16 protein-coding genes are annotated in these 22162 nt (G+C 71.9%); 8 read left to right on the top strand and 8 right to left on the bottom strand.

Annotated elements, in window-relative coordinates; translation table 11 throughout:
- Positions 1–14: 14 nt before the first annotated feature.
- From AQJ66_RS27130 to AQJ66_RS27115, 4 genes are all read right to left on the bottom strand, one after another.
- Positions 15–3815 (bottom strand): multifunctional oxoglutarate decarboxylase/oxoglutarate dehydrogenase thiamine pyrophosphate-binding subunit/dihydrolipoyllysine-residue succinyltransferase subunit, encoded by a 3801-nt coding sequence (locus AQJ66_RS27130; RefSeq protein WP_079060457.1) that lies wholly within the window; start codon positions 3813–3815, stop codon positions 15–17.
- A gap of 290 nt (positions 3816–4105) precedes the next feature.
- Positions 4106–5218, bottom strand: coding sequence for a HAMP domain-containing sensor histidine kinase (locus tag AQJ66_RS27125; RefSeq protein ID WP_061927301.1), 1113 nt, complete (start codon positions 5216–5218; stop codon positions 4106–4108).
- Positions 5215–5952 (bottom strand): response regulator transcription factor, encoded by a 738-nt coding sequence (locus AQJ66_RS27120; protein WP_061927299.1) that lies wholly within the window; start codon positions 5950–5952, stop codon positions 5215–5217. Before AQJ66_RS27120 ends, AQJ66_RS27125 begins: the two co-directional genes overlap by 4 nt.
- Positions 5953–6065: 113 nt before the next feature.
- Positions 6066–6743: a spermidine synthase family protein gene (locus tag AQJ66_RS27115; protein ID WP_061927297.1), complete on the bottom strand. Its 678-nt coding sequence runs from the start codon at positions 6741–6743 to the stop codon at positions 6066–6068.
- A 205-nt stretch (positions 6744–6948) separates the two neighbouring features.
- Between AQJ66_RS27115 and lon the strand changes: the two genes are divergently transcribed.
- Positions 6949–9390, top strand: a complete 2442-nt coding sequence (gene lon, locus AQJ66_RS27110) for an endopeptidase La (protein WP_061927295.1) — start codon at positions 6949–6951, stop codon at positions 9388–9390.
- 89 nt (positions 9391–9479) lie between these two features.
- On the opposite strand, the gene AQJ66_RS27105 is transcribed toward lon, so the two are convergent.
- Positions 9480–10304, bottom strand: a complete 825-nt coding sequence (locus AQJ66_RS27105; RefSeq protein ID WP_061927293.1) for a lysozyme — start codon at positions 10302–10304, stop codon at positions 9480–9482.
- A gap of 230 nt (positions 10305–10534) precedes the next feature.
- Here AQJ66_RS27105 and AQJ66_RS27100 point away from each other — a divergent pair, with 230 nt between their 5' ends.
- Complete coding sequence (locus AQJ66_RS27100; protein ID WP_061927291.1) at positions 10535–11026, top strand: MarR family winged helix-turn-helix transcriptional regulator; 492 nt, start codon at positions 10535–10537, stop codon at positions 11024–11026.
- Between the two features lie 862 nt (positions 11027–11888).
- Here AQJ66_RS27100 and AQJ66_RS27095 read toward each other — a convergent pair.
- On the bottom strand, positions 11889–12677 hold the full coding sequence (locus AQJ66_RS27095; RefSeq protein ID WP_061927289.1) for a protein phosphatase 2C domain-containing protein: 789 nt from the start codon (positions 12675–12677) through the stop codon (positions 11889–11891).
- A 369-nt stretch (positions 12678–13046) separates the two neighbouring features.
- On the opposite strand from AQJ66_RS27095, the gene AQJ66_RS27090 reads away from it, so the two are divergent.
- From AQJ66_RS27090 to AQJ66_RS27065, 6 genes are all read left to right on the top strand, one after another.
- Entirely contained in the window at positions 13047–15887 is a 2841-nt protein-coding gene (locus AQJ66_RS27090; protein ID WP_208611470.1) for a sensor histidine kinase, read from the top strand.
- On the top strand, positions 15884–16381 hold the full coding sequence (locus AQJ66_RS27085) for a roadblock/LC7 domain-containing protein (protein WP_061927285.1): 498 nt from the start codon (positions 15884–15886) through the stop codon (positions 16379–16381). The genes AQJ66_RS27090 and AQJ66_RS27085 overlap by 4 nt, the downstream gene beginning before the upstream one ends.
- Complete coding sequence (locus tag AQJ66_RS27080) at positions 16378–16788, top strand: DUF742 domain-containing protein (RefSeq protein ID WP_061927283.1); 411 nt, start codon at positions 16378–16380, stop codon at positions 16786–16788. Before AQJ66_RS27085 ends, AQJ66_RS27080 begins: the two co-directional genes overlap by 4 nt.
- A complete protein-coding gene (locus tag AQJ66_RS27075) occupies positions 16769–17425 on the top strand; it encodes a GTP-binding protein (RefSeq protein ID WP_061927281.1) in 657 nt (218 codons plus the stop codon). The genes AQJ66_RS27080 and AQJ66_RS27075 overlap by 20 nt, the downstream gene beginning before the upstream one ends.
- 23 nt (positions 17426–17448) lie before the next feature.
- Complete coding sequence (locus AQJ66_RS27070) at positions 17449–18702, top strand: styrene monooxygenase/indole monooxygenase family protein (RefSeq protein WP_061927279.1); 1254 nt, start codon at positions 17449–17451, stop codon at positions 18700–18702.
- Between the two features lie 297 nt (positions 18703–18999).
- Positions 19000–19875 (top strand): hypothetical protein, encoded by an 876-nt coding sequence (locus AQJ66_RS27065; RefSeq protein ID WP_159052650.1) that lies wholly within the window; start codon positions 19000–19002, stop codon positions 19873–19875.
- A gap of 54 nt (positions 19876–19929) precedes the next feature.
- On the opposite strand, the gene AQJ66_RS27060 is transcribed toward AQJ66_RS27065, so the two are convergent.
- Together AQJ66_RS27060 and AQJ66_RS27055 are read right to left on the bottom strand one after the other, a co-directional pair.
- Positions 19930–20838, bottom strand: a complete 909-nt coding sequence (locus AQJ66_RS27060; protein WP_061927275.1) for a hypothetical protein — start codon at positions 20836–20838, stop codon at positions 19930–19932.
- 213 nt (positions 20839–21051) lie between these two features.
- The gene (locus AQJ66_RS27055; protein ID WP_061927273.1) at positions 21052–22101 is read right to left on the bottom strand and encodes a C40 family peptidase; all 1050 of its coding nucleotides are present in this window, start codon (positions 22099–22101) and stop codon (positions 21052–21054) included.
- Positions 22102–22162 lie beyond the last annotated feature (61 nt).

The following is a 22162-nucleotide window of genomic DNA, read 5'->3' as shown; positions in this document are numbered from 1 at the left end:
CCGTGCCGCGAGGCCTACGCCTCGAACACCTCACGCACCAGCTGCTCCTGCTCCGCCTGGTGGCGCTTGGCCGAGCCCACCGCCGGGGACGAGCCGTGCGGGCGCGAGATGCGCCGCAGCCGCTCGCCGGCCGGGATGTCCGCGCCGACCGCCAGGTCCAGGTGGTCGATCAGGTTGAGCGCGATGAACGGCCAGGCACCCTGGTTCGCCGGCTCCTCCTGCGCCCACAGGTACTTCGCGGCGTTCGGGTACTTGTTGACCTCCGCCTGGAGCTCGGCACCCGGCAGCGGGTACAGGCGCTCGATGCGGATGATCGCGGTGTCCGTGGCGCCGCGCCTCTGACGCTCGGCCTCCAGGTCGTAGTAGACCTTGCCGGCGCAGAAGACGACCTTGCGGACCGCGGCCGGGTCGACCGAGTCGTCGCCGATGACCGGGCGGAACTGCCCGCTCGTGAACTCCTCCGCCTTCGACGCCGCGGCCTTCAGGCGCAGCATCGACTTCGGGGTGAAGACGACCAGCGGCTTGTGGTGCGGGTTGTGCACCTGCCACCGCAGGAGGTGGAAGTAGTTCGCCGGCGAGGTCGGCATCGCGACCGTCATGTTGTTCTGCGCGCACAGCTGCAGGAACCGCTCCGGGCGGGCCGAGGAGTGGTCCGGGCCCTGGCCCTCGTAGCCGTGCGGGAGGAGGAGGACGACGCCGGAGGTCTGCGACCACTTCTGCTCGGCGGAGGAGATGAACTCGTCCACGACCGTCTGCGCGCCGTTGACGAAGTCGCCGAACTGCGCCTCCCACATCACCAGCGCGTCCGGGCGGGCCAGCGAGTAGCCGTACTCGAAGCCCATCGCCGCGTACTCGGAGAGCAGCGAGTTGTAGACGTTCAGGCGGGCCTGGTCCTCGGAGAGGTACTGCAGCGGGGTGTACTCCTCGCCGGTCTCCCGGTCGATCAGCACCGCGTGGCGCTGGCCGAAGGTGCCGCGCTGGGAGTCCTGGCCCGCGAGGCGGACCGGGGTGCCCTCCAGGAGCAGGGAGCCGATGGCGAGGGTCTCGCCCATGCCCCAGTCGATCGTGCCGTCCTCGACCATCGCCGCACGGCGCTGCAGCTGCGGCTGCAGACGCGGGTGGACGGTGATGTGGTCGGGGATGTTGACCTGGGACTCGGCGATCCGCTTGACGACCTCGGTGGAGACCGCGGTCGGGACCGTGACCGGGAAGCCGTCCTGCGGCGCCTGGGGGCCGCCGGCGGCCGGCTGGGAGGTGGCCTCGCGGACCTCGGTGAACACCTTCTCCAGCTGGCCCTGGTAGTCCTGCAGCGCCTGCTCGGCCTCTTCCAGGGTGATGTCGCCGCGACCGATCAGCGACTCGGTGTACAGCTTGCGCACCGAGCGCTTCTTGTCGATCAGGTCGTACATCAGCGGCTGGGTGAAGGCCGGGTTGTCCGACTCGTTGTGACCGCGGCGGCGGTAGCAGATGAGGTCGATCACCACGTCCTTGTTGAACGCCTGGCGGAACTCGAAGGCGAGGCGTGCGACGCGGACGACGGCCTCGGGGTCGTCGCCGTTCACGTGGAAGATCGGGGCCTCGATCATGCGCGCCACGTCCGTCGCGTACATCGACGAGCGCGAGGACTCGGGGGCCGCGGTGAAGCCGACCTGGTTGTTGATGACGATGTGGACCGTGCCGCCGGTGCGGTAGCCGCGCAGCTGCGACATGTTCAGGGTCTCGGCCACCACGCCCTGGCCCGCGAAGGCCGCGTCGCCGTGGATCGCCACCGGCAGGACGGTGAAGTCCGTGCCGCCCTTGTTGATGATGTCCTGCTTGGCGCGCGAGACGCCCTCCAGGACCGGGTCCACCGCCTCCAGATGTGAGGGGTTCGCGACCAGGGAGACCTTGATCTGCTCGCCGTCCAGGCCGGTGAAGGTGCCCTCGGCGCCCAGGTGGTACTTCACGTCGCCGGAGCCGTGCATCGACTTCGGGTCGAGGTTGCCCTCGAACTCGCGGAAGATCTGCGCGTACGACTTGCCGACGATGTTGGCGAGCACGTTCAGGCGGCCGCGGTGGGCCATGCCGATGACGACCTCGTCCAGGCGGGACTCGGCGGCCGAGTCCAGCACCGCGTCCAGCAGCGGGATGACGGACTCGCCGCCCTCCAGGGAGAAGCGCTTCTGGCCGACGTACTTCGTTTGCAGGAAGGTCTCGAAGGCCTCCGCCGCGTTCAGCCGGCGCAGGATGCGCAGCTGCTCCTCGCGCTCCGGCTTGGAGTGCGGGCGCTCCACGCGGTCCTGGATCCACTTGCGCTGCTTGGGGTCCTGGATGTGCATGAACTCGATGCCGGTGGTGCGGCAGTACGAGTCGCGGAGCACGCCGAGGATGTCGCGCAGCTTCATCATCGACTTGCCGGCGAAGCCGCCGACGGCGAACTCGCGCTCCAGGTCCCACAGGGTGAGGCCGTGCTCGGTGATGTCCAGGTCGGGGTGCTTGCGCTGCTGGTACTCCAGCGGGTCGGTGTCGGCCATGACGTGGCCGCGGACCCGGTAGGAGTGGATCAGCTCGAAGACGCGGGCGGCCTTGGTGACGTCGTCGTCGTGCGAGGTGTCGATGTCCTTGAGCCAGCGGACCGGCTCGTAGGGGATGCGCAGCGCCTCGAAGATGTCGTCGTAGAAGCCGTTCTCGCCCAGCAGCAGGTTCGCGACCTGGCGGAGGAACTCGCCGGAGGCGGCGCCCTGGATCACCCGGTGGTCGTAGGTCGACGTGAGCGTCATGACCTTCGAGATGCCGAGCTTGTTGAGGGTGTCCTGGCTGGTGCCCTGGAACTCCGCCGGGTAGTCCATGGAGCCGACGCCCATGATCACGGACTGGCCGGGCATCAGGCGCGGCACGGAGTGGACGGTGCCGAGGCCGCCGGGGTTGGTCAGGGAGACCGTGACGCCGGTGAAGTCGTCCATCGTCAGCTTGCCCTCGCGGGCGCGGCGGACGATGTCCTCGTAGGCCTGCCAGAACTCGAAGAAGTTCAGCGTCTCGGCCTTCTTGATGGCGGCCACGACGAGCTGGCGGTCGCCGTTGGGCTTCACCAGGTCGATGGCCAGGCCGAGGTTGACGTGCGCCGGCTTGACGAGGGTCGGCTTGCCGTCCTTCTCGCCGAACGCGTAGTTCATCGACGGCATGGCCTTGATGGCCTGCACCATCGCGAAGCCGATCAGGTGCGTGAAGGAGATCTTCCCGCCCCGGGCGCGCTTCAGGTGGTTGTTGATGACGATGCGGTTGTCGAACAGCAGCTTCACCGGGACGGCGCGGACGGACGTGGCCGTCGGCAGTTCCAGCGAGGCGTTCATGTTCTTCGCGACCGCGGCGGACGGACCGCGCAGCGTCACGTACTCCGGGCCGTCGGGCGACGCCGTGGCGGGAGCGGGCTTGGGCTTCGGCTGAGCGGGCGCCTGTGCGGGTTGCGCCGGCTTGGCCGGGGCCGCGGCCGCGGGCTTCGCCGCGGGAGCGGGCGCCGGAGCGGCCTGCTGGGGCGCGGCAGGGGCCGGTGCGGGAGCGGCCGGAGCCGGGGCCGCTGGCTGGGCCGGGGGAGCCGTGGGGGTGGTCCCTGCGGCCCCCGCGGCCGCAGTACCCGCCGGAGCCGAGGCGGCGGGCGCTCCCGGCTTGTAGTCGGCGAAGAAGTCCCACCAGGCTCGGTCTACCGAGTTCGGGTCCTGGAGGTACTGCTGATAGATCTCGTCGACGAGCCACTCGTTGGGACCGAACGCCGCTGCGGGGTTCTTCCCGGCTTGGTCGTCGGTCGAGATGCTCGAGTTACTGGGGGACTGTGGCGACACGGCGGCAACCGCCCTCTTCCGCTTCACAAGGTGATGGACAGCGGGAATAAAGGCTACGCCTCCAAGACCGTGAAGGTCAGGTCGGGCCCGTTCATCGTCGCGTAAGTCACATCAAAAATCTTGTTTCAGGGCTTGATATGGCGGGAAACAAGCCTGGTTCCGCATCTGTGCGCGGATGCGCGGGATCGCCGGCCGGGCCCTGGTGCGACGGCTTCCCGGGTCCGCACCAGATCACACGTGTCCGGCTGCCCGGATGCTCGTGGATCTTGTGCTCGGGTCCGGACTTTACGTCAACTTGAAGCGGAAGTCAGGCCCGGAAGAGTGACGATGATCCGGCAGCCCCGCTCGGATTCGGCCACACCGATCCGGCCGCCGTGCAGATCCACGGCCCACCGGGCGATGGCCAGGCCGAGCCCCGTACCGCCGTCGCTGCCCGGGCCGTGCGGCCGGGTGACCGCCCCGCGGTTGAAGCGCTCGAACACGCGGTGCCACTCCGAGCGCGGTATGCCCGGGCCCTCGTCCAGCACCTCAAGCTCCAGCGACTCCGGCTGCGGCCCGCGCCGCGCCTTCAGCGTCACCCGGCCGTACGGCGGGCTGTGCTTGACCGCGTTGTCGATCAGGTTGGCGACCACCTGGTGGATGCGCTCGGGGTCCGCGTGCGCCGTCAGCTCCGGCGGGGAGACGTCCAGGTGCAGGTGCACGTCCGTGCGCGTGTGGGTGCCGGAGCCGGAGGCGATGCCCGCGCGCGCGGAGGCGACCATGTTGGCCTCCTTCAGCACGCCCGACAGGTACGGCCACACCTCGAAGCGACGCAGCTTCAGCGGGACGACGCCGTTGTCGAGCCGGGACAGGTCCAGCAGGGTCTCCACCAGCCGGCCGAGCCGCTCGGTCTGCTTCAGGGCAGTCCGCATGGTCTCCGGGTCGGCCTCGGTGACGCCGTCGACGATGTTCTCCAGCACCGCGCGCAGGCCCGCGATCGGGGTGCGCAGCTCGTGCGAGACGTTCGCCACCAGCTCCTTGCGCTGGCGGTCCTGCGCCTCCAGCTCGTCGGCCATGACGTTGATCGTCCCGGCCAGGTGGCCCAGCTCGTCCCGGCGGTTCTCCTTCACGCGGCGCGTGTAGTCGCCCTGCGAGATGGAGCGGGCCACCGCGTTCATCTCGTCGAGCGGGGAGGTGAGCGAGTGCGCCACGAACTGCGTGATGAGCAGGGTGGCGATCATCGAGAAGACCGTGATGAAGCGCAGCTCGGTCTTGGTGTGCACCGCGATCACGGACAGACCGGTGGTGATCAGCACCGAGATGACGACCAGCGCGCCCAGCTTGGTCTTGATCGAGAACGGGCGTACGCCGCCCCAGGGGTCCTCCCCGGGACTTCTTCGTGCGGGCTCCCGTCCGCCGCTCATGGCGTCGGGGTCTCCAGCGCGTACCCGACCCCGTGCACCGTGCGGATCCGCTCGGCGCCGATCTTGCGGCGCAGCGCCTTGATGTGGCTGTCGACGGTCCGGGTGCCGGAGGCGTCGGCCCAGTCCCACACCTCGGCCAGCAGCTGCTCCCGGGAGAGGACCGCGCGCGGGGTGTTCGCCAGGCACACCAGCAGGTCGAACTCGGTGGGCGTCAGATGGACGTCCTCCGCCTTGACCCGTACCCGGCGCTGCGCGTGGTCGATCTCCAGCTCGCCGAGCCGCAGGATGCCGGAGCGCGGCGTGGACGCGGCGATCGCCGCCCGCTCCACCCGCCGCAGCAGGACGTGCACCCGGGCGGCCAGCTCCCGCATGGAGAACGGCTTGGTCATGTAGTCGTCGGCGCCGACCCCGAGCCCGACCAGCATGTCGGTCTCGTCGTCGCGCGCGGTCAGCATCAGCACCGGCACCGGCCGGGCGGCCTGCACGCGGCGGCATACCTCCAGGCCGTCGAAGCCGGGCAGCATGATGTCGAGGATCAGCAGATCGGGCTGCCAGGCCTCGGCGGTGTCGACCGCGGCCGGTCCGTCGCCCGCGGTCTGCACCAGGAACCCCTCGGCGCGGAGCCGGGCCGCGATGGCGTCGACGATCGTGGGGTCGTCCTCGACGACCAGCACCCGGCGCTGCGCGCCCTGGGTCGCCGTCGCGCCGGTCTGGGAGGTGTGTGTCTGCTCCATCGCCCGCCCCTGCTTGTTGCGTTCCGGAATCCGTGGGGTGATCCCATGTCTGCGATTGACGCTTGAATGATCCGCGTCAGGGCAGCACATTACGGGGACACACCTCGCCGTCGCTATCCAGGGCGGACCCCGAGGTGCACGGCGTCCGGAACGCCCCGGGCAACGGGCACCTCTTCGGTACGCACCTGCTGGAACCCGGCATTCCGCAAGCTATCTTCAAAATCCGGAGAGGGTTGCGCCGACCACACGGCGAGCACCCCGCCGGGCTTCAACACCCGTGCGCACGCCCGGAGTCCGGAAGGATCGTAGAGGCCGCCGTTGTCGTCGGTGACGGTCCATCCGGGGCCGTTGTCGATGTCGAGGCACAGGGCGTCGAACGTGTCCGATGTCTCATGCACGTACCGCACGAGGTCGGCCTCGACGACGCTCGTGCGCGGATCGGCGAGCGCGCCGGCGGTCAGTGCGGACAGCGGACCGCGGCGGTGCCAGCCGACGACGGCGGGCTCGCGCTCGACGACGGTGATCCGCCCCCAGGACGGATCGGCCGCCGCGTGCGCGAGTGAGAAGCCCACCCCCAGCCCGCCGATCAGCACCCCGGGCGCCGGGCGCCCGTCCAGCGCCGCGCGCGCCGCGTCGACCAGCAGCCGCTCCGAGCGGCCGTCGGAGGTGTCCATCAGGAAGCACCCGTTGGCGATGATCTGCAGCAGCGCGCCCTGCCTGCGCAGCACCACCTCGCCGTACGGGCCTTCGCGGCGGTCCAGGACCACGGGAGAGTCGTAGGCGGCTGTCATGGCGCCCATCCTGCTCGAACGGCTCACGGCGTTCACGTGAATTCCCGGAGCCGGCGGTGGTCCGCGGCCGTGATGCACCCGTTCGAGGGACCCGCCACCTGCGGATACCTCTTGATCGCTCACAGCGAACACCACCCCGGGAACAACGCGGGAGCCCCGGTTAGTTGAGTCGGCATAGCTCAAGTTGACTGCCTAAGGGGAGATCATGGCTGCTGAGTCCACGGCGTTCACGCTCGCCCTGCCCGTCCTGCCGCTCGACGACGAGGTCGTGCTGCCCGGCATGGTGGTGCCGCTGGACCTGAGTGACGCCGAGGTGCGGGCCGCGGTGGAGGCCGCGCAGGCCGCCGCCCGCTCCGAGCCCGGCAAGCCCAGAGTGCTGCTGGTTCCGCGCATCGACGGCACGTACGCGAAGACGGGTGTGCTCGGCACGGTCGAGCAGGTCGGCCGGCTGGCCGACGGCGACCCGGGCGCGCTGATCCGTGGCCGCAGCCGCGTGGCGATCGGCGCGGGCACCACCGGACCCGGCGCGGCCCTGTGGGTCGAGGGCGCCCGGATCGACGAGACGGTGCCCGACCCGCTGCCGGGACACGTCGCCGAACTCGTCAAGGAGTACAAGGCCCTCGCCACCAGCTGGCTCAGGAAGCGCGGCGCCTGGCAGGTCGTGGACCGCGTCCAGGCCATCGACGGCGTCTCCGCGCTCGCCGACAACTCCGGGTACTCGCCCTTCCTCACCACCGAGCAGAAGGTCGCCCTGCTGGAGACCGCCGACCCGGTGGCCCGCCTGAAGCTCGCCGCGCAGCAGCTGCGCGACCACCTCGCCGAGCAGGACGTGGCCGAGACCATCGCCAAGGACGTCCAGGAGGGCGTCGACAAGCAGCAGCGCGAGTTCCTGCTGCGGCGCCAGCTCGAGGCCGTCCGCAAGGAACTGCGCGAGCTGAACGGCGAGCAGGACGGCGAGGAGTCCGACGACTACCGCGCCCGCGTCGAGGCCGCCGACCTGCCGGAGAAGGTCCGCGAGGCGGCCCTGAAGGAGGTCGACAAGCTGGAGCGGGCCTCCGACCAGTCGCCCGAGGGCTCCTGGATCCGGACCTGGCTGGACACGGTCCTGGAGATGCCGTGGAACGAGCGGACCGAGGACGCGTACGACATCCAGGGCGCCAAGGCGGTCCTGGACGCCGAGCACGCGGGCCTGGACGACGTGAAGGAGCGCATCACCGAGTACCTGGCCGTGCGCAAGCGGCGCGGTGAGCGCGGCCTCGGCGTGATCGGCGGGCGGCGCGGCGGTGCCGTGCTGGCCCTGGTCGGCCCGCCCGGCGTCGGCAAGACCTCGCTCGGCGAGTCCGTCGCCCACGCCATGGGCCGCAAGTTCGTCCGGGTCGCCCTCGGCGGCGTGCGGGACGAGGCGGAGATCCGCGGTCACCGGCGCACCTACGTCGGCGCGCTGCCCGGCCGGATCGTCCGCGCCGTCAAGGAGGCCGGGTCCATGAACCCGGTGGTGCTGCTGGACGAGATCGACAAGGTGGGCTCGGACTACCGGGGCGACCCGGCCGCGGCCCTGCTGGAGGTCCTCGACCCCGCGCAGAACCACACCTTCCGGGACCACTACCTGGAGGTCGAACTCGACCTGTCCGACGTGGTGTTCCTCGCGACGGCCAACGTCCTGGAGGCCATCCCGGAGGCGCTCGCCGACCGCATGGACATCGTCCGCCTGGACGGCTACACCGAGGACGAGAAGGTCGTCATCGCCCGGGACCACCTGCTCCCGCGCCAGCTGGAGCGGGCCGGCCTCGGCGCGGACGAGGTCACGATCGACGAGGGCGCGCTGCGCAGGCTGGCCGGCGAGTACACCCGCGAGGCGGGCGTGCGCACCCTGGAGCGGTCCCTGGCCCGGCTGCTGCGCAAGATCGCGGCGCAGCACGAACTCGGCGAGCGGGACCTGCCGTTCACCGTCCGGCCGGAGGATCTGCGCGGCCTGATCGGGCGCCCGCACCACGTGCCCGAGTCCGCCCAGGACCCGGCCGAGCGCCGGACGGCCGTGCCCGGCGTGGCGACCGGCCTCGCGGTCACCGGAGCCGGCGGTGACGTGCTCTTCGTCGAGGCGTCCCTCGCCGACCCGGAGACCGGCGCGGCGGGACTGACCCTGACCGGCCAGCTGGGCGACGTGATGAAGGAGTCGGCGCAGATCGCGCTGAGCTTCCTGCGCAGCCACGGCGCCGAGCTGGAGCTGCCGGTGGCCGACCTGAAGGACCGGGGCGTGCACATCCACTTCCCGGCGGGCGCGGTCCCCAAGGACGGCCCGAGCGCGGGCATCACGATGACCACGGCCCTCGCGTCCCTGCTCTCCGGCCGCCTGGTCCGCACGGACGTCGCCATGACCGGCGAGGTCTCGCTGACCGGCCGGGTGCTGCCGATCGGCGGCGTGAAGCAGAAGCTGCTCGCCGCCCACCGCGCCGGGGTGACCACCGTCATCATCCCCAAGCGCAACGAGGCCGACCTGGACGACGTCCCGGCCGAGGTGCTGGACGGGCTCGACGTCCACGCCGTGACCGACGTCCGCCAGGTCCTGGAGCTGGCGCTCGCGCCCGCGACGAGCGACGCGGCGCCGGAGGTTCCGGCGGCGGCGATGGGGGCACCTCCCAGGCTTTAGGCACTGGGGGAGGACGCCGCCGGACGGGGGAAGGCCCGGGCTCCCGTGAGGGAGGCCCGGGCCTTCACCGCGCGTCCGCCGTGCGGCTGCTAGCCGTTGGCGAGGGCCTGGACGCGGTCCAGGGCTCCGTTGAACCTGTCGTGGTCCCCGACCGTCGGGCCGGAGGAGGTGTACTGCCACATCGTGTAGTACGACCAGCCGGCCGGCAGCGTCCCGGGGTCGGAGGCGTAGCGGGCGATCCACAGCGGGTTGGCGGCGGCGAAACCGCCGTAGTTGCCGGTGCACTGGGTCCACCAGCTGGTGGCCGTGTAGATCACGGCGTCCCGGCCCGTGCGCGACTTGTAGGTGTTCAGGAAGTCGGCGATCCAGCTGACCATGCCGCTCGCGGACTTGCCGTAGCAGGCGGCGCCGTAGGGGTCCCACTCGATGTCGAGCACGCCGGGCAGGGTCTTGCCGTCACGGGACCAACCGCCGCCGTGGTCGACGAAGTAGTTGGCCTGGGTGGCGCCGCTCGTGGTGTCGGGGGTGGCGAAGTGGTAGGCGCCGCGGATCATGCCCACGTTGTACGAGCCGTTGTACTGCTGGGCGAAGGACGGGTTGGTGTAGTACGTGCCTTCCGTGGCCTTCGTGTAGGCCCAGCGCACGCCGCTGTTCCACAGGGTGGTCCAGGCGACGTTGCCCTGGTAGTTGGAGACGTCGACGCCTTCGGTCTGGGTGACGAGGGCGGGGGCGGGGGCGCCGCCGCCTCCGTCGTGGGCGAGGACTCCCATGCCCATGTGCGCCGAGCCGCGGGCGGGGTGGGTGGCGGCCTGGGCGGTGCCGAGGGGAAGGGCGAGGGAGAGCGCCGCGAGCAGGGCCGTGACCAGGACGGCGAGCGGGCGCGGGCGGGGGAAGCCGGGTCTGAGCACGGGCATGACGTGCCTCCGAGGGGGTGGGGTGGGGGAGCGTGGAGGGGCGACCGATGCTCCAATGGCGTGTGCATGCCATTGATTGCCTGACGAAGAAGCTACGCACGTAGATGACGGCGGGGAAGGGGGTCCGGAGGCTGCCGTTGGTCTACGCCTGCGAAATACTGACGGAGCTGCGGCTATGGCGCCGTTTGACGGAAACTTTCAGGACCGCGAAACCGAGCAGGGGTGCTGACGTGCACGAGGACGCAAACGGCGACGGACCACGCGCCGACGGCCGGCTGACGCCGAGTGGTGCAGACCAGGAATTCCTGGCGCTGGAGCGCGAGTTGACCGTGCTCCTGCGGCGCGCCCGGGCCAACCAGGGCGAGATGGCCCGCGAGGTCCACCCCGACCTCGAGTCCAGCGCGTACGGCCTGCTCATCCGCCTCGACGAGTGCGGCGGCCGGCGCGCCACCGACCTCGCCGCGTACGTCGGCGTCGGCAAGGCCACCATGTCCCGCCAGCTGCGCGCCCTGGAGGACCTCGGCCTCGTCGCCCGCCAGCCCGACCCGGCGGACGGCCGCGCCTGGCTGGTCACCCTCACCGACGAGGGCCGCGGCCGTGTCGGCCAGGTCCGCGAGGCCCGCCGCGCCCGCTACGTCAGCCAGCTGGCCCACTGGGACCGCCGCGAGGTCGCCGAACTGGCCCGCCTGCTGCACCAGCTGAACGGGGTCATGGACAAGTAGGCGCGGGCACCCGGCCTTTGCCCTCCGGGCCCGGCGTCCGGCCACCGGCGCCCGGCGTCCGGCCACCGGCGCCTGGGTCCGACCACCGGCGCCTGGGTCCGACCGTCTGGCTCCGACCCTCCGGCGTCTGGTCCCCAGCGTCTGGTGCCCGACCCTCTGGCGTCTAGGCTCGGCCCCCGGCTTCTGGCCCCCGGCCCCCGGCTTCTGGCCCCCGGCCCCCGGCTTCTGGCCCCCGGCCTTTGGCCCCCGGCCTTTGGCCTTTGGCCTTTGGCCCCCGGCCCCTGAGCCCTGGCGCCCGGGCTCGGCCCCAGGCCCCCGCCCTGGCATCCGGCGATTCCCAGGGTGCCCGGCTTCGCGGGCCCCGGGCACTCGACCCGCTGGCTTTCCAGACTTGCGGCCCCGGGCTCGGCTCCCTGGGGCCTCGGCCCCTCTGGGCTTCCCCCGGCCCTGGGCTGGGTTCCCTGGCCCCGGCGTCCGGCCGGTCCCGGCTTCCTCGGTTTCCGGGGCCACCGGCCCCGGGACCGTTTTCCCGGGCGCTCGGCCTTGGTGCCCGACCATGCCTCGACGCCCAGGGCCCGGCTCCCCGAGCCCCTGATCCCGGCGTCCGGTCGGCTCCCCGGCTTCTCGCCCCCAGTGTCGCCAGGCGCTCAACAGGGCTTCCCGGCCCGCGCCCGGCCCCCGGACCACGGTTCCAGGCCCCCGCGCCACCGGGCCCGGCGTCCGGCAGGTTCCCCGGTCGCGGGCTTCCCGGTCTCCGGCCCCGCGCGCCCGGCCCGAGCCCCAGGCCCCGCGCGCCCGGACCGAGGCCGCGGCCGGCAGGCCCTGGCCCCCGCGCGCCCGGTGGCCCCGCCCGACCGCCCCCTCACAGCTCCACGAACACCACCGTCGCGTCGTCGTGCGTCTTGGCGCGGCCGAGGAACGTCCGGTCCTCCCGGTCCGCGGTCTCCAGTTGCCGTACCCGGTCCACCAGGGTGCGTGTGCCGGCCTTGGCCAGCAGGTCGAACAGGGCCGTCCAGTCGCCCTCACGGAACGTCTCCGTCCAGCGGGCCGCGCCGTCCGACAGGGCCGCCAGGGCGCCGATCTCGTGGCGGGGGAGTGTGCCGCCGACCGCGCGGGAGGCGACCGACGGGTCCGCGGCCGCCGTGAAGAAGCCGCCCTCCTTGTTGCGCAGGTGGGCGTCGATGAAGGCGTCCGTGGCGAGCGACGCCCGGGGCAGCCGCGCCAGCCGGTCGTCCAGGACCGGGGTGACCGTGCCGTCCGGGGCGCGCAGGAGCAGGACGGCGTCGGACAGGACCAGGTACTCCACGGTGTCGGCCGACCAGCGGACCACGGCGGCGGTCGCCTGGGGAGTGCGCGGGTGAGAAAGGTCACAGGTGTCCGCATGGGCGTCCGCGGTGCGGCCGATCGCCCGCGCGAGAACCTCCGGCAGCGTCAGATCCCGGGCAGAAAGGGTCAGTTCGGTCAGCGCGCCGCCGAGTCGCGCCGTGAACCAGGGGACGGAATGCAGACACCCCGACCCGCCGCGCGGTGGCGTCACCCCGTCGAGCAAGATCACGCAACCTCCCTGTCCGGAGGCGGGTAGTCCGACACCGGCGAAGTCCTCGTTGGGGCGGGTCGCGTCGCCGGGTTCCGAAACGAGATCGGTTCGCATCCGGCCAGTCTGCACGAGGCCTTCACATGCTCCGCCAAAGGCTGGCACGTAAGGTCGAATTGGCACGACCGGCCGTTCCAGGCGCCGGGTTTGGGGGTGATTGACACACTCCGGGAAGGCGTGGCGGCGAATCCTGCCAAAGCCTGCCCCGCGCGTCCAACCGGCCCACCGGACCGGGGTGTCGCACACGCCGGCGGAACTTGCCCGCCAACTCTTCTCCGATGTTCACTCCTTCGGGTGGCGGGTCAGATGATGTCCGCCCCCTGCCCACCGGCGCTGGGAGGGTCGGGAACCGAACGAACCGGGGTACCACTCGCCACCGAGACCACGGGGCGCGCCACCCGGGCCCTTGAGCAGACGAGTTCAGGAATGCGAGCACCGGTGCAGAAGAAGCGGCCTCGGCGCACAGGCAGTCAGACGGCACCCCAGGGAGCCGCCGAGCAGGATCCCGTGGGCACCGGCCGCCCCACCCACGTGCGCACCCGGCTGATCGTCGCGGTGGCCGTGGTGGCCGCCGCCGTCGCCGGGGCCGGAGCCCCCTCCGTGCTGGCCGCCTCCCAGGACCTCAGCGACTCCCAGGACCTGGTGACCCTGGCGGGCCGCACCCAGGACGCGCTGTCCCTCGCCCACTCGCTCGCCGACGAACGCGACGAGGTCACCGCCTACGTCGCCGCCGGCCGGCCCAAGTCCAAGGCACCCTCCGAGGACCGCAGCGCCCGCGTGGACCACCAGGTCGAGGACCTGCGCGCCGACACCGACACCCCCGCCGGGCTGCGCACCGAACTCGACGGCATCGACACCGTCCGCCGTGCCGCGCTGACCGGCAAGACGGACGCGCTGCAGACCCACCAGGCCTACTCGGCGACGATCACCGCACTGCACCGGCTCGCCGACGACCTGGCCGAGCGGCTGCCGCCGCGGGCCGGCTCCGGCGGCTACGCGCTCGCCGACCTGGACTCCGCCGTCCAGCAGTCCGCCGCCGCCCGCGGCCTGCTGCTGGCCGCGCTCGACATACCCTCCAGCACGCGCACGGTGATCAACCCCCTCACCGGCCTGCCCACCACGACCACCACCACGAGCGGCGCCGACCGCAAGCTGCGCGACGCGCTCACCGCCGCCGCCCAGCAGGCCCGCCTGCGCGCCGACGCGGCCCTCGCCGACTTCCGGCAGACGGCCCCCAAGGCGGCGGTGGACTCCTACGACTCCACGGTCACCGGCCCCGAGGTCAACTCCGCCGAGAAGTACCTCGCCGCCCTCACCGACCAGCCCACGCTGGCCGACAGCGAGCTGACCACCAGCGCCAAGAAGCTGGACGCGGCCCTGTCCGCCCGCGTGGACCTGATGCGCGGCGCCGAGTCCGCGCTCTACGACCGCCGCACCAAGGACCTCGCGCAGCTCCGGGACGACGACGTCACCGCCCTGGAGATCCGCATCGCCGTCCTCGGCGCCCTGATGCTGGTCGCGGTCGGCATCGCCACCGCCATGGCCCGCACCCTGACCCGGCCCCTGTCGGTCCTGCGCCGCGGTTCGGCCCGGCTGGCCGGGGCCGAGGACCCGGCGGCCCAGGAGCCGATCGCCTTCACGGGCCGCAACGACGAGTTCGCCCAGGTCGTCCGCTCGGTCAACGCCCTGCACGCGCACGCGGTGACCCTCCACGAGCGCGTCACCACCCTGGAGACCGACCGCAGGCACCTGGTGGGCCAGCGGCAGAAGATGGCGGACGCCCGCGAGGCGCTCCGCGCGGAACTGTCCGAGTCCACCGCCCAGCTGGACCGGCTGCGCACCAGCATCGGCGGCACGTTCGTCAACCTGGCGCTGCGCACGCTCGGCCTGGTGGAGCGGCAACTGGCGGTCATCGAGGGCATGGAGGAGCGGGAGCAGGACCCCGACCGGCTGTCCACGCTCTTCAAGCTCGACCACTTCGCCACCGTCATGCGCCGCCACAGCGAGAACCTCCTCGTCCTGGCCGGCACCGAGCACGTCCAGCAGAGCCACGGACCGGTCCCGCTGGTCGACGTGGTCCGTGCCGCGGTCAGCGAGATCGAGCGCTACGAACGCGTCCGCATCGCGGCCGTCCCGCCGCACGCGCACGTCGCGGGCTTCGTCGCCGACGACCTCTCCCACCTGCTCGCCGAACTCATGGAGAACGCCACCTCGTTCACCCCGCCGGACCTGCCGGTGGAGGTCTCGGGCTGGCTGCTGGAGTCCGGCGAGGTCATGCTCTCGGTGCAGGACGAGGGCATCGGCATGGCCGCCGACCGCCTCGCCCGGCTCAACGCCCGCCTCGCCGAGTTCGACCCCGAGTCGCCCTACGACCAGGAGGGGGAGGACGGTCTCGGCCTCGGCCTGTACGTCGTCGCGCGCCTCGCCCACCGCCACGGCGTCCGCGTGCAGTTGCGCGAACAGAAGCAGGGCGGAGTGGCGGCGGTGGCCGTCCTTCCGGCCTCCCTGCTCACCGAGGCGCCCCCGGCCGCGCCCCAGGGCGCAGCCCCGGGCACCGCCGGCTTCTCCCTGCCCGGCGCCCTCGCGGAGGCCAACTCCAACCGGCTGCCCACCCGCCCGGCGCACTCCGACCCCCTGGTCGCCCTGGCGGAACGGGCCGCGCGCGAGGCGGGGGAACCCGAGGCGGGCACCACCGGCGGTCCGGAGCGGGGAGCCGAGGCGGAACCGACCGGGTGGCAGGCTCCCGAGCCCGAGGGGAACGAGCCCGGGGCGACCGTGCCCGGGGCGGCCGAGCACCGGGCCGGCGCGTGGGAAGCCCGCCCGGAGCCGGGGGACGCGGAGGCGCACGTACGCGCCGACGAGCCCGGGGTGAGCGCCGCCGAGGCCGCCGCGCGGCCCAAGGAGCCGGCCGAGACGTTCGCCGAGACGACCATGGAGCTGATGCTGCCGGACGCCGCCGGCGAGTCCGCTCCACCGGCGGCACCCGCGGCCGACGACGAGCGCCGCCCGGGTGCGCAGGGCGACGACCCCGCCGAGGGCGAGGCCGAGGCGACGACCAGCAAGGGCCTGCCCAAGCGCACCCCCAGGCTCAGCACACCCGTCCACCCCCCACGCCAACGCCCCAGCTCCGTCGACGCCGAGGCCCTGCGTCGCAGGCTCGGCGGCTTCCGCCAGGGAGCCCAGGCCGGCTACCGGGACGTGGAGGCGGAGATCGCGGAACGTACGGAAGAAGCCACGGGGGGCACAGTCGAGGAGGCAAGCAGTTGACCGCGCCCAGTACCTTCGGACTGAGCAGTGAGGCCCGCAACCTGCATTGGCTGCTGACCAACCTGGTCGAGGAAGTACCCGGCATCCAGTCCGTCGCCGTGGTCTCGTCCGACGGCCTGCTGCTCCTGTCGTCGGACCCCGCCCGAACGGCCGAGTCCCGCGAGAAGCGCAACGCGAAGGGCCCCCGCGGCTCCTCCGCCGACCTCGCCACCATCGTCTCCGGCATCGGCAGCCTCACCCTCGGCGCCGCCAAGCTGATGGAGTTCGGCGGGGTCAAGCACACGATGGTCGCGATGGACGAGGGGAGCCTGTTCGTGATGTCGATCAGCGACGGTTCGCTGCTCGGCGTGCACGGCAACGCCGAGTGCGACATGAGCGTCGTGGCCTACCACATGGCGCTCTTCGTCGGCCGGGCCGGCCACGTCCTCACCCCGGAACTCCGCAGCGAACTGCGGAAGTCCCTGGAGGCCGGCGCCACGGGGAGCGCCCGGTGAGCGCCGCCGCGAAGAAGCTCCCGGTGCGCGGCGGTGACCGCAAGCCCGCCCGGGTCCGCCCCTACTCGCTGACCGGCGGCCGTACCCGCTTCGGGCACGTCCTGCTGGTCGAGACGTTCGTCGCGGCCCTGGAGGCCCCCGAGGAACGCAGGGAACTGACGAGCGCGCCCCTGTCGGCCCGGGTCATGCCGGAGATGCGGGCCATCGTCGAACTCTGCCGCCGTATGCGCACGGTGGCCGAGATCGCCGCGCTGCTGCAGATGCCGCTCGGCGTGGTCCGCGTGCTCCTGAGCGATCTCGCGGACCAGGGAAAGATCCGTGTATACGGCACCGGAACCGGTCATGGCACCGGACGTCCGGAGCGGGCGCTGCTGGAAAGGGTGCTGAGTGGACTCCGCCGTCTCTGACGCCACCGCCTCCGTCGGAGGCACCCCCCTCGTCGCCGGGTTCGCCGAGCCCGACGAGGATCTCAAGGCCTGGCAGAAGGACCGTTCCCAGGCGCCCATAGCCACGAAGATAGTGGTCGCGGGCGGCTTCGGCGTCGGCAAGACCACCCTGGTCACCGCCGTCTCGGAGATCACCCCGCTGCAGACCGAGGCCCTGATGACCCAGGCCAGCGAGGGCACCGACGACCTGACCGCCACGCCGGACAAGCTGACCACCACCGTGGCCATGGACTTCGGCCGGCTCACGCTCGACGACGACCTGGTGCTCTACCTGTTCGGCACACCGGGCCAGCAGCGGTTCTGGTTCATGTGGGACGACCTCGTGCGCGGCGCGATCGGCGCCGTCGTGCTGGCCGACACCCGCCGCCTGAAGGACTGCTTCCCGGCCCTGGACTACTTCGAGAGCTGCGGGCTGCCGTACGTCGTCGCGGTCAACCACTTCGACGAGAGCGAGCTGTTCGAACCGGAGGACGTGCGGGAGGCACTGACCATCCCCGCGCACATCCCTGTCATGATCATGGACGCGCGGCGCCGGATCTCGGTGATCGAGACCCTCCTGGCCCTGGTGGGCCACGCGCTGGACGAAACCCCCGAGTAGTCCTGATAGGAGTCCCCACCCGCATGCGGAAGATACTCGTCGTCGGAGCCGGCCAGTCCGGCCTCCAGCTCGCCCTCGGCCTGCAGTCGCACGGCTACGAAGTCACCCTGATGTCGAACCGCACCCCCGACGAGATCCGCTCCGGCCGGGTCATGTCGACGCAGTGCATGTTCGACACGGCCCTGCAGCACGAGCGCGACCTCCAGCTGAACTTCTGGGAGTCCCAGGCCCCGAAGATCGAAGGGCTCGGCGTCTCCGTGGCGGCCCCCGGCTCGCACGACCCGGGCCCCACGCAGCGGGCGATCGACTGGGTGGGCCGGCTGAACGGGTACGCGCAGTCCGTCGACCAGCGGGTGAAGATGGCCGGCTGGATGGAGACCTTCGCCCAGCGCGGCGGCCAGGTGGTCATCCACGGCGCGGCGGTCGGCGACCTCGACTACTTCTCCCGCACCTACGACCTCGTCCTGGTCGCCGCCGGCAAGGGCGAGCTGGTGTCGATGTTCGCCCGCGACCCGGAGCGCTCCCCGTACAGCACGCCGCAGCGTGCCCTCGCGGTGGCCTACGTCCACGGGCTCGGCCCCCGCCCGGAGCACCCGGACTTCCGCGCGGTGCGGTGCAACCTGGTGCCGGGCGTCGGCGAGCTGTTCGTCATGCCGACGCTCACCCTCTCCGGACCGGCCGACATCCTGTTCTGGGAGGGCATCCCCGGCGGCCCGCTCGACGTCTTCGACGGCGTCAAGGACCCGGCGCAGCACCTCGCCCTGACCCTGGACCTCATGGCGAAGTTCACGCCGTGGGAGTACGCGCGCGCCACGAAGGCCGAGCTCACCGACGCCGGCGCCACCCTGGCCGGGCGGTACGCGCCGACCGTGCGCAACCCCGTCGGGCAGCTGCCGGGCGGCGGCCTGGTCCTCGGCGTGGCCGACGTGGTCGTCGCCAACGACCCGATCACCGGCCAGGGCTCCAACTCCGCGTCCAAGTGCGCGGCGGCCTACCTCGCGTCCATCCTCGAGCGGGGGGACAAGCCGTTCGACGAGGAGTGGATGCGCGCCACCTTCGACCGGTACTGGGCCACGGCCCAGCACGTCACCAAGTGGACGAACGCCATGCTGGCGCCTCCGCCGGAGCACATCCTGAACCTCATCGGCGCGGCCGGCCAGCTCCAGCCGGTGGCGGACCGTTTCGCCAACGCCTTCAACGACCCGGCCGACTTCGAGAACTTCTTCTACGACCCGGAGAAGACGGGCGCCTACCTGGCGTCGGTCGCCGGAGCCTGACGGGCCCCGGACCCCGGCGGGGGCTGCGTCGACGCTCCGTGCCCGGCACGCGACCTCCGCGGAACGAGCCATGAGAACGGCCCCCGACCGGCATTTCCGGTCGGGGGCCGCTCTCGTGTCAGGCCACCGTGACCCCCCGTGCTCCCCGTGGCCCCCTCAGCGGCACTCGTGCTCGGCCAATTAGGTGGAACGCGGTTTCCGCAGCATGTGCATATGAGCCCGGTCTTCGCGCTGTCGTATGTTCTCGAACCGTGCCTCAGGGCGCAGGAACCCACCCCTATGAGCTGAAGGGACACCATGTCTGTTCGCACGTCGATCAGGCGCGTCGCTCAGGTCGCCAGTATGGGCGTCGTCATGGCCATCGGTGCGTCCGCCTTTCCAGCGACCGCACAGGCGGCCACGTTCGTCGCCTGCAACGAGGGCGCTCTGTCAACAGCCATCACCAACGCCAACGCCGCACCGTCCGCCGTGCTCTCACTGGCTCCGGGCTGCGTCTACACCCTGACCATGCGGCTTCCGGACGTGACCGGGAACATCACGATCAACGCGAACGGCGACACCATCACCCGCGACAGCGGGGCCGCCGCCTTCCGTATCTTCACGGTCTCCGGCCAGCTCACCCTGAACGGCGCGATCATCTCCAATGGAGACGCGACCGGTGAAAGCGTGAACTTCGGCGGGGGAATCGGCGTGATCGGCTCGGGCTCCCTTTTCGTGGAACGGAGCAGCATCCTCAACAATCAGGCCGCCTTCTCCGGCGGAATCGGTGGCCTTTCGGGTACGACGGTCACGGTCGATCGCACCACCATCTCGGGCAACCGGGCGGCGCAGACGGGTGGTGGTTTCATCGCCGACGGCGTCGGGACCATCACCAACAGCCGAGTCATCGGGAACAGTGCCGGAAACCTGGGGGGCGGAATCGCCAACCAGGGCCAGTTGACGGTCCGGGACAGCAACATCAACGACAACGTGGCGCGTGATGGTGGCGGGATCGCCAACATCGGCGGCACCGCCGACCTGACCCGCACCAACGTCAACAGCAACGTGGCCACGGACGGAGCAGGCGCCGGCGGCATTCTCAGGACCAACGGCACGGTCAGCCTCACCAGCAGCCGCGTCCGCGGCAACTCGCCGACCAACTGCGCGGGCACGGTGCCCGGCTGTACCGGCTGAAGCGATGCCGCGCCAGGGCCTTCGGCTTCTGGCGCGGCACCGTCTCCCACGAGGTCAGCCGACGCAGCCGGGGACCGGGGTCGGGCTGGTGAGGCAGTTGTTCGGATTGTTGGCGGCCACCCGGCTGGCGCGCAGGGTCACGGTGCCGCCGTTGTTGTAGATGCCGCCCGGGTTCGTGCCGCCGGCCGAGTTGTTGCTGATGTTGCTGAGGGTCACCGTGGAGGTGCCACCGCTGACGGCGGGCACACCATTGGCCAGGCCGCCGCCGCCGTTCGGCGCGGTGTTGTTCACGATGTTGGTGCCGGTGACCGTCAGGGTCCCGATGTTGGCGATGCCACCACCGACGTTGCCGGCCGTGTTCCCGCTGATCTGGGACGTGGTGACGGACACCGTGCTGTCGCTGACGATGGCCCCGCCGTTCTGGGTCGCGCTGTTGCCCGTGAGGGCGCTGGCGTTGACCTGAGCCTGGGAGCCGCTGAACACGCTGATGCCGCCGCCGAAGTCGGCATGGTTGTTCCTGATCGCGCCGGCGAAGAGGTTCAGGCTGCCGTTGCCGGTCACGACGATGGCACCGCCGGCTCCGGGCGCGACCGGGCTGCCCGTGGCGTCACCGTTGCTGAGGGTGGCCGCCCGGAGAGTCAGAGCGCCGCCGTCGACCGTGAGGATGCGGAACGTCCCCGACACCCGGGTGATGGTGTCGCCGTTGCCGTTGATGACGATCGGCGAGGTGATGGCGGGCAGTTCGCTGGTCAGCCGGTACGTGCAGTTGGGCGCCAGGTTGAGGGTGTCGCTGGTGGAGGTGGCGTTGGCGGTGGTGATGGCGGTCCGCAGGGCGGCCTCGCTGCACGCCACGGGCAGTGTCGCGGCCGAGGCGGCAGGAGCCAGGGCCAGGGGGACCAGCGTGGCGACGGTGCCTGCGCAGAGCACGCGAGCGGACCGGACGACCAATTTGTGCGTGAGCATGCCACTCCTTTGGAAACGCTTGCCGCGAACGGCCGGCCACGAAAGGCGTCGTGCGGCGCCGCAGGCAGGGATGTTGTGCGAAAGGTGCCCGACGCGCCGCACGGCATCACGAGGAACATCCATATTTACCCCTAATAGGCCGATTTTGATTCCGGACGGTCGAGCCGGCGGGAAGGCCCTCCCTGAGGCCCCGGTGGTGGTTCCCCGGCCGGCCTACCCGGCCTCCCTGGTCTGACCGACGTCCGGGCGCACGGCGCCCAGCACCGGCAGGGACGCCAGCGGGGAGAGCTTGACCCGGTCGCCCGGCCTGGGTGCCTGGACGACCTCGCCGGCGCCCACGTACATCGCCACGTGGGTCGCCGCCGGGAAGTAGACGACCAGGTCGCCGGGCCGCAGCTGGTTCAGCGGCACCTTCCTCAGCTGGTTCCACTGCTCCTGGCTGGTGCGGGGGATGGCCGTGCCCGCGTGGCTCCAGGCCTCGGAGGTCAGGCCCGAGCAGTCGTACGCCCCTGGGCCCACGGCACCCCACCGGTACGGCTTGCCGATCTGGGCCAGGGCGTAGGACACCGCGCGCATGCCCTCGCCGGACGGGGGCCGGTCGTCGCCGCGGGCACCGGAGGTGGTGAGGTCCCGCTCGGCCCCGGTGGCGCCGGTCTGCTCCAGCCGGGCCACCGCGCCCAGTTGCTCCGGGGTGAGGGCGGCGAGGAGGCGCTCCACGTCGGCAAGCCTGACCCGTACGTCGTCGCGCTGCCTGCGCTGCTGCTCCGTGAGGCTCAGCCGGGTGTCCAGGGCCCGGCGGGCCGCCCGCGCCAGCTGGTCCTTGTGCCGCTCGGCGACGGCCAGGCGGTGCACGGTGTCGGCGCGCTCGCGGGCCAGTTGCCCGATGACGTGGCCCTCGTCCAGCGCGTGCTGGGGGTCGCGGGCGAGGAGCAGCCGTAGGTAGGGGCTGAAGTCCGAGCTGTTCTGGTACTGCTGCCGGGCCAGGCGCCCGGCGTCGACGCGGCCCGTCTGCAGGGCGAGCCGGGCCCGGGCCAGTTCGCCGTCCAGCCGGGCCACCTCGGCCTGCTGCTGTCTCAGCCGGCCGGCGGTGGCGTCGTAGGTCTCGGTGGCCTGCTCGGCCTTCCGGTAGAGCTGCTGAAGGTCCGTCAGCAGCTTGGCGACGGACCGCTGCGGGTCGGGCGCGGCCACCGCCGGCGCGGGCGCGAGGACGGCCTGCGCGGCCACCGCCGCCGTACAGGCCAGGCGTAGCAGCACTCCTGACACGTGATCACCTCCGGTGCGAGGCGTCGGGCGGGCCTTCCGCCTGCCGTCGCACCGGGATCAT

Origin of the sequence: Streptomyces bungoensis (assembly GCF_001514215.1) — a bacterium.
Taxonomy (GTDB): Bacteria; Actinomycetota; Actinomycetes; order Streptomycetales; family Streptomycetaceae; genus Streptomyces; species Streptomyces bungoensis.
The sequence above is the reverse complement of the archived record's forward strand: the minus strand, read 5'-3'. Positions and strand labels throughout refer to the sequence as shown.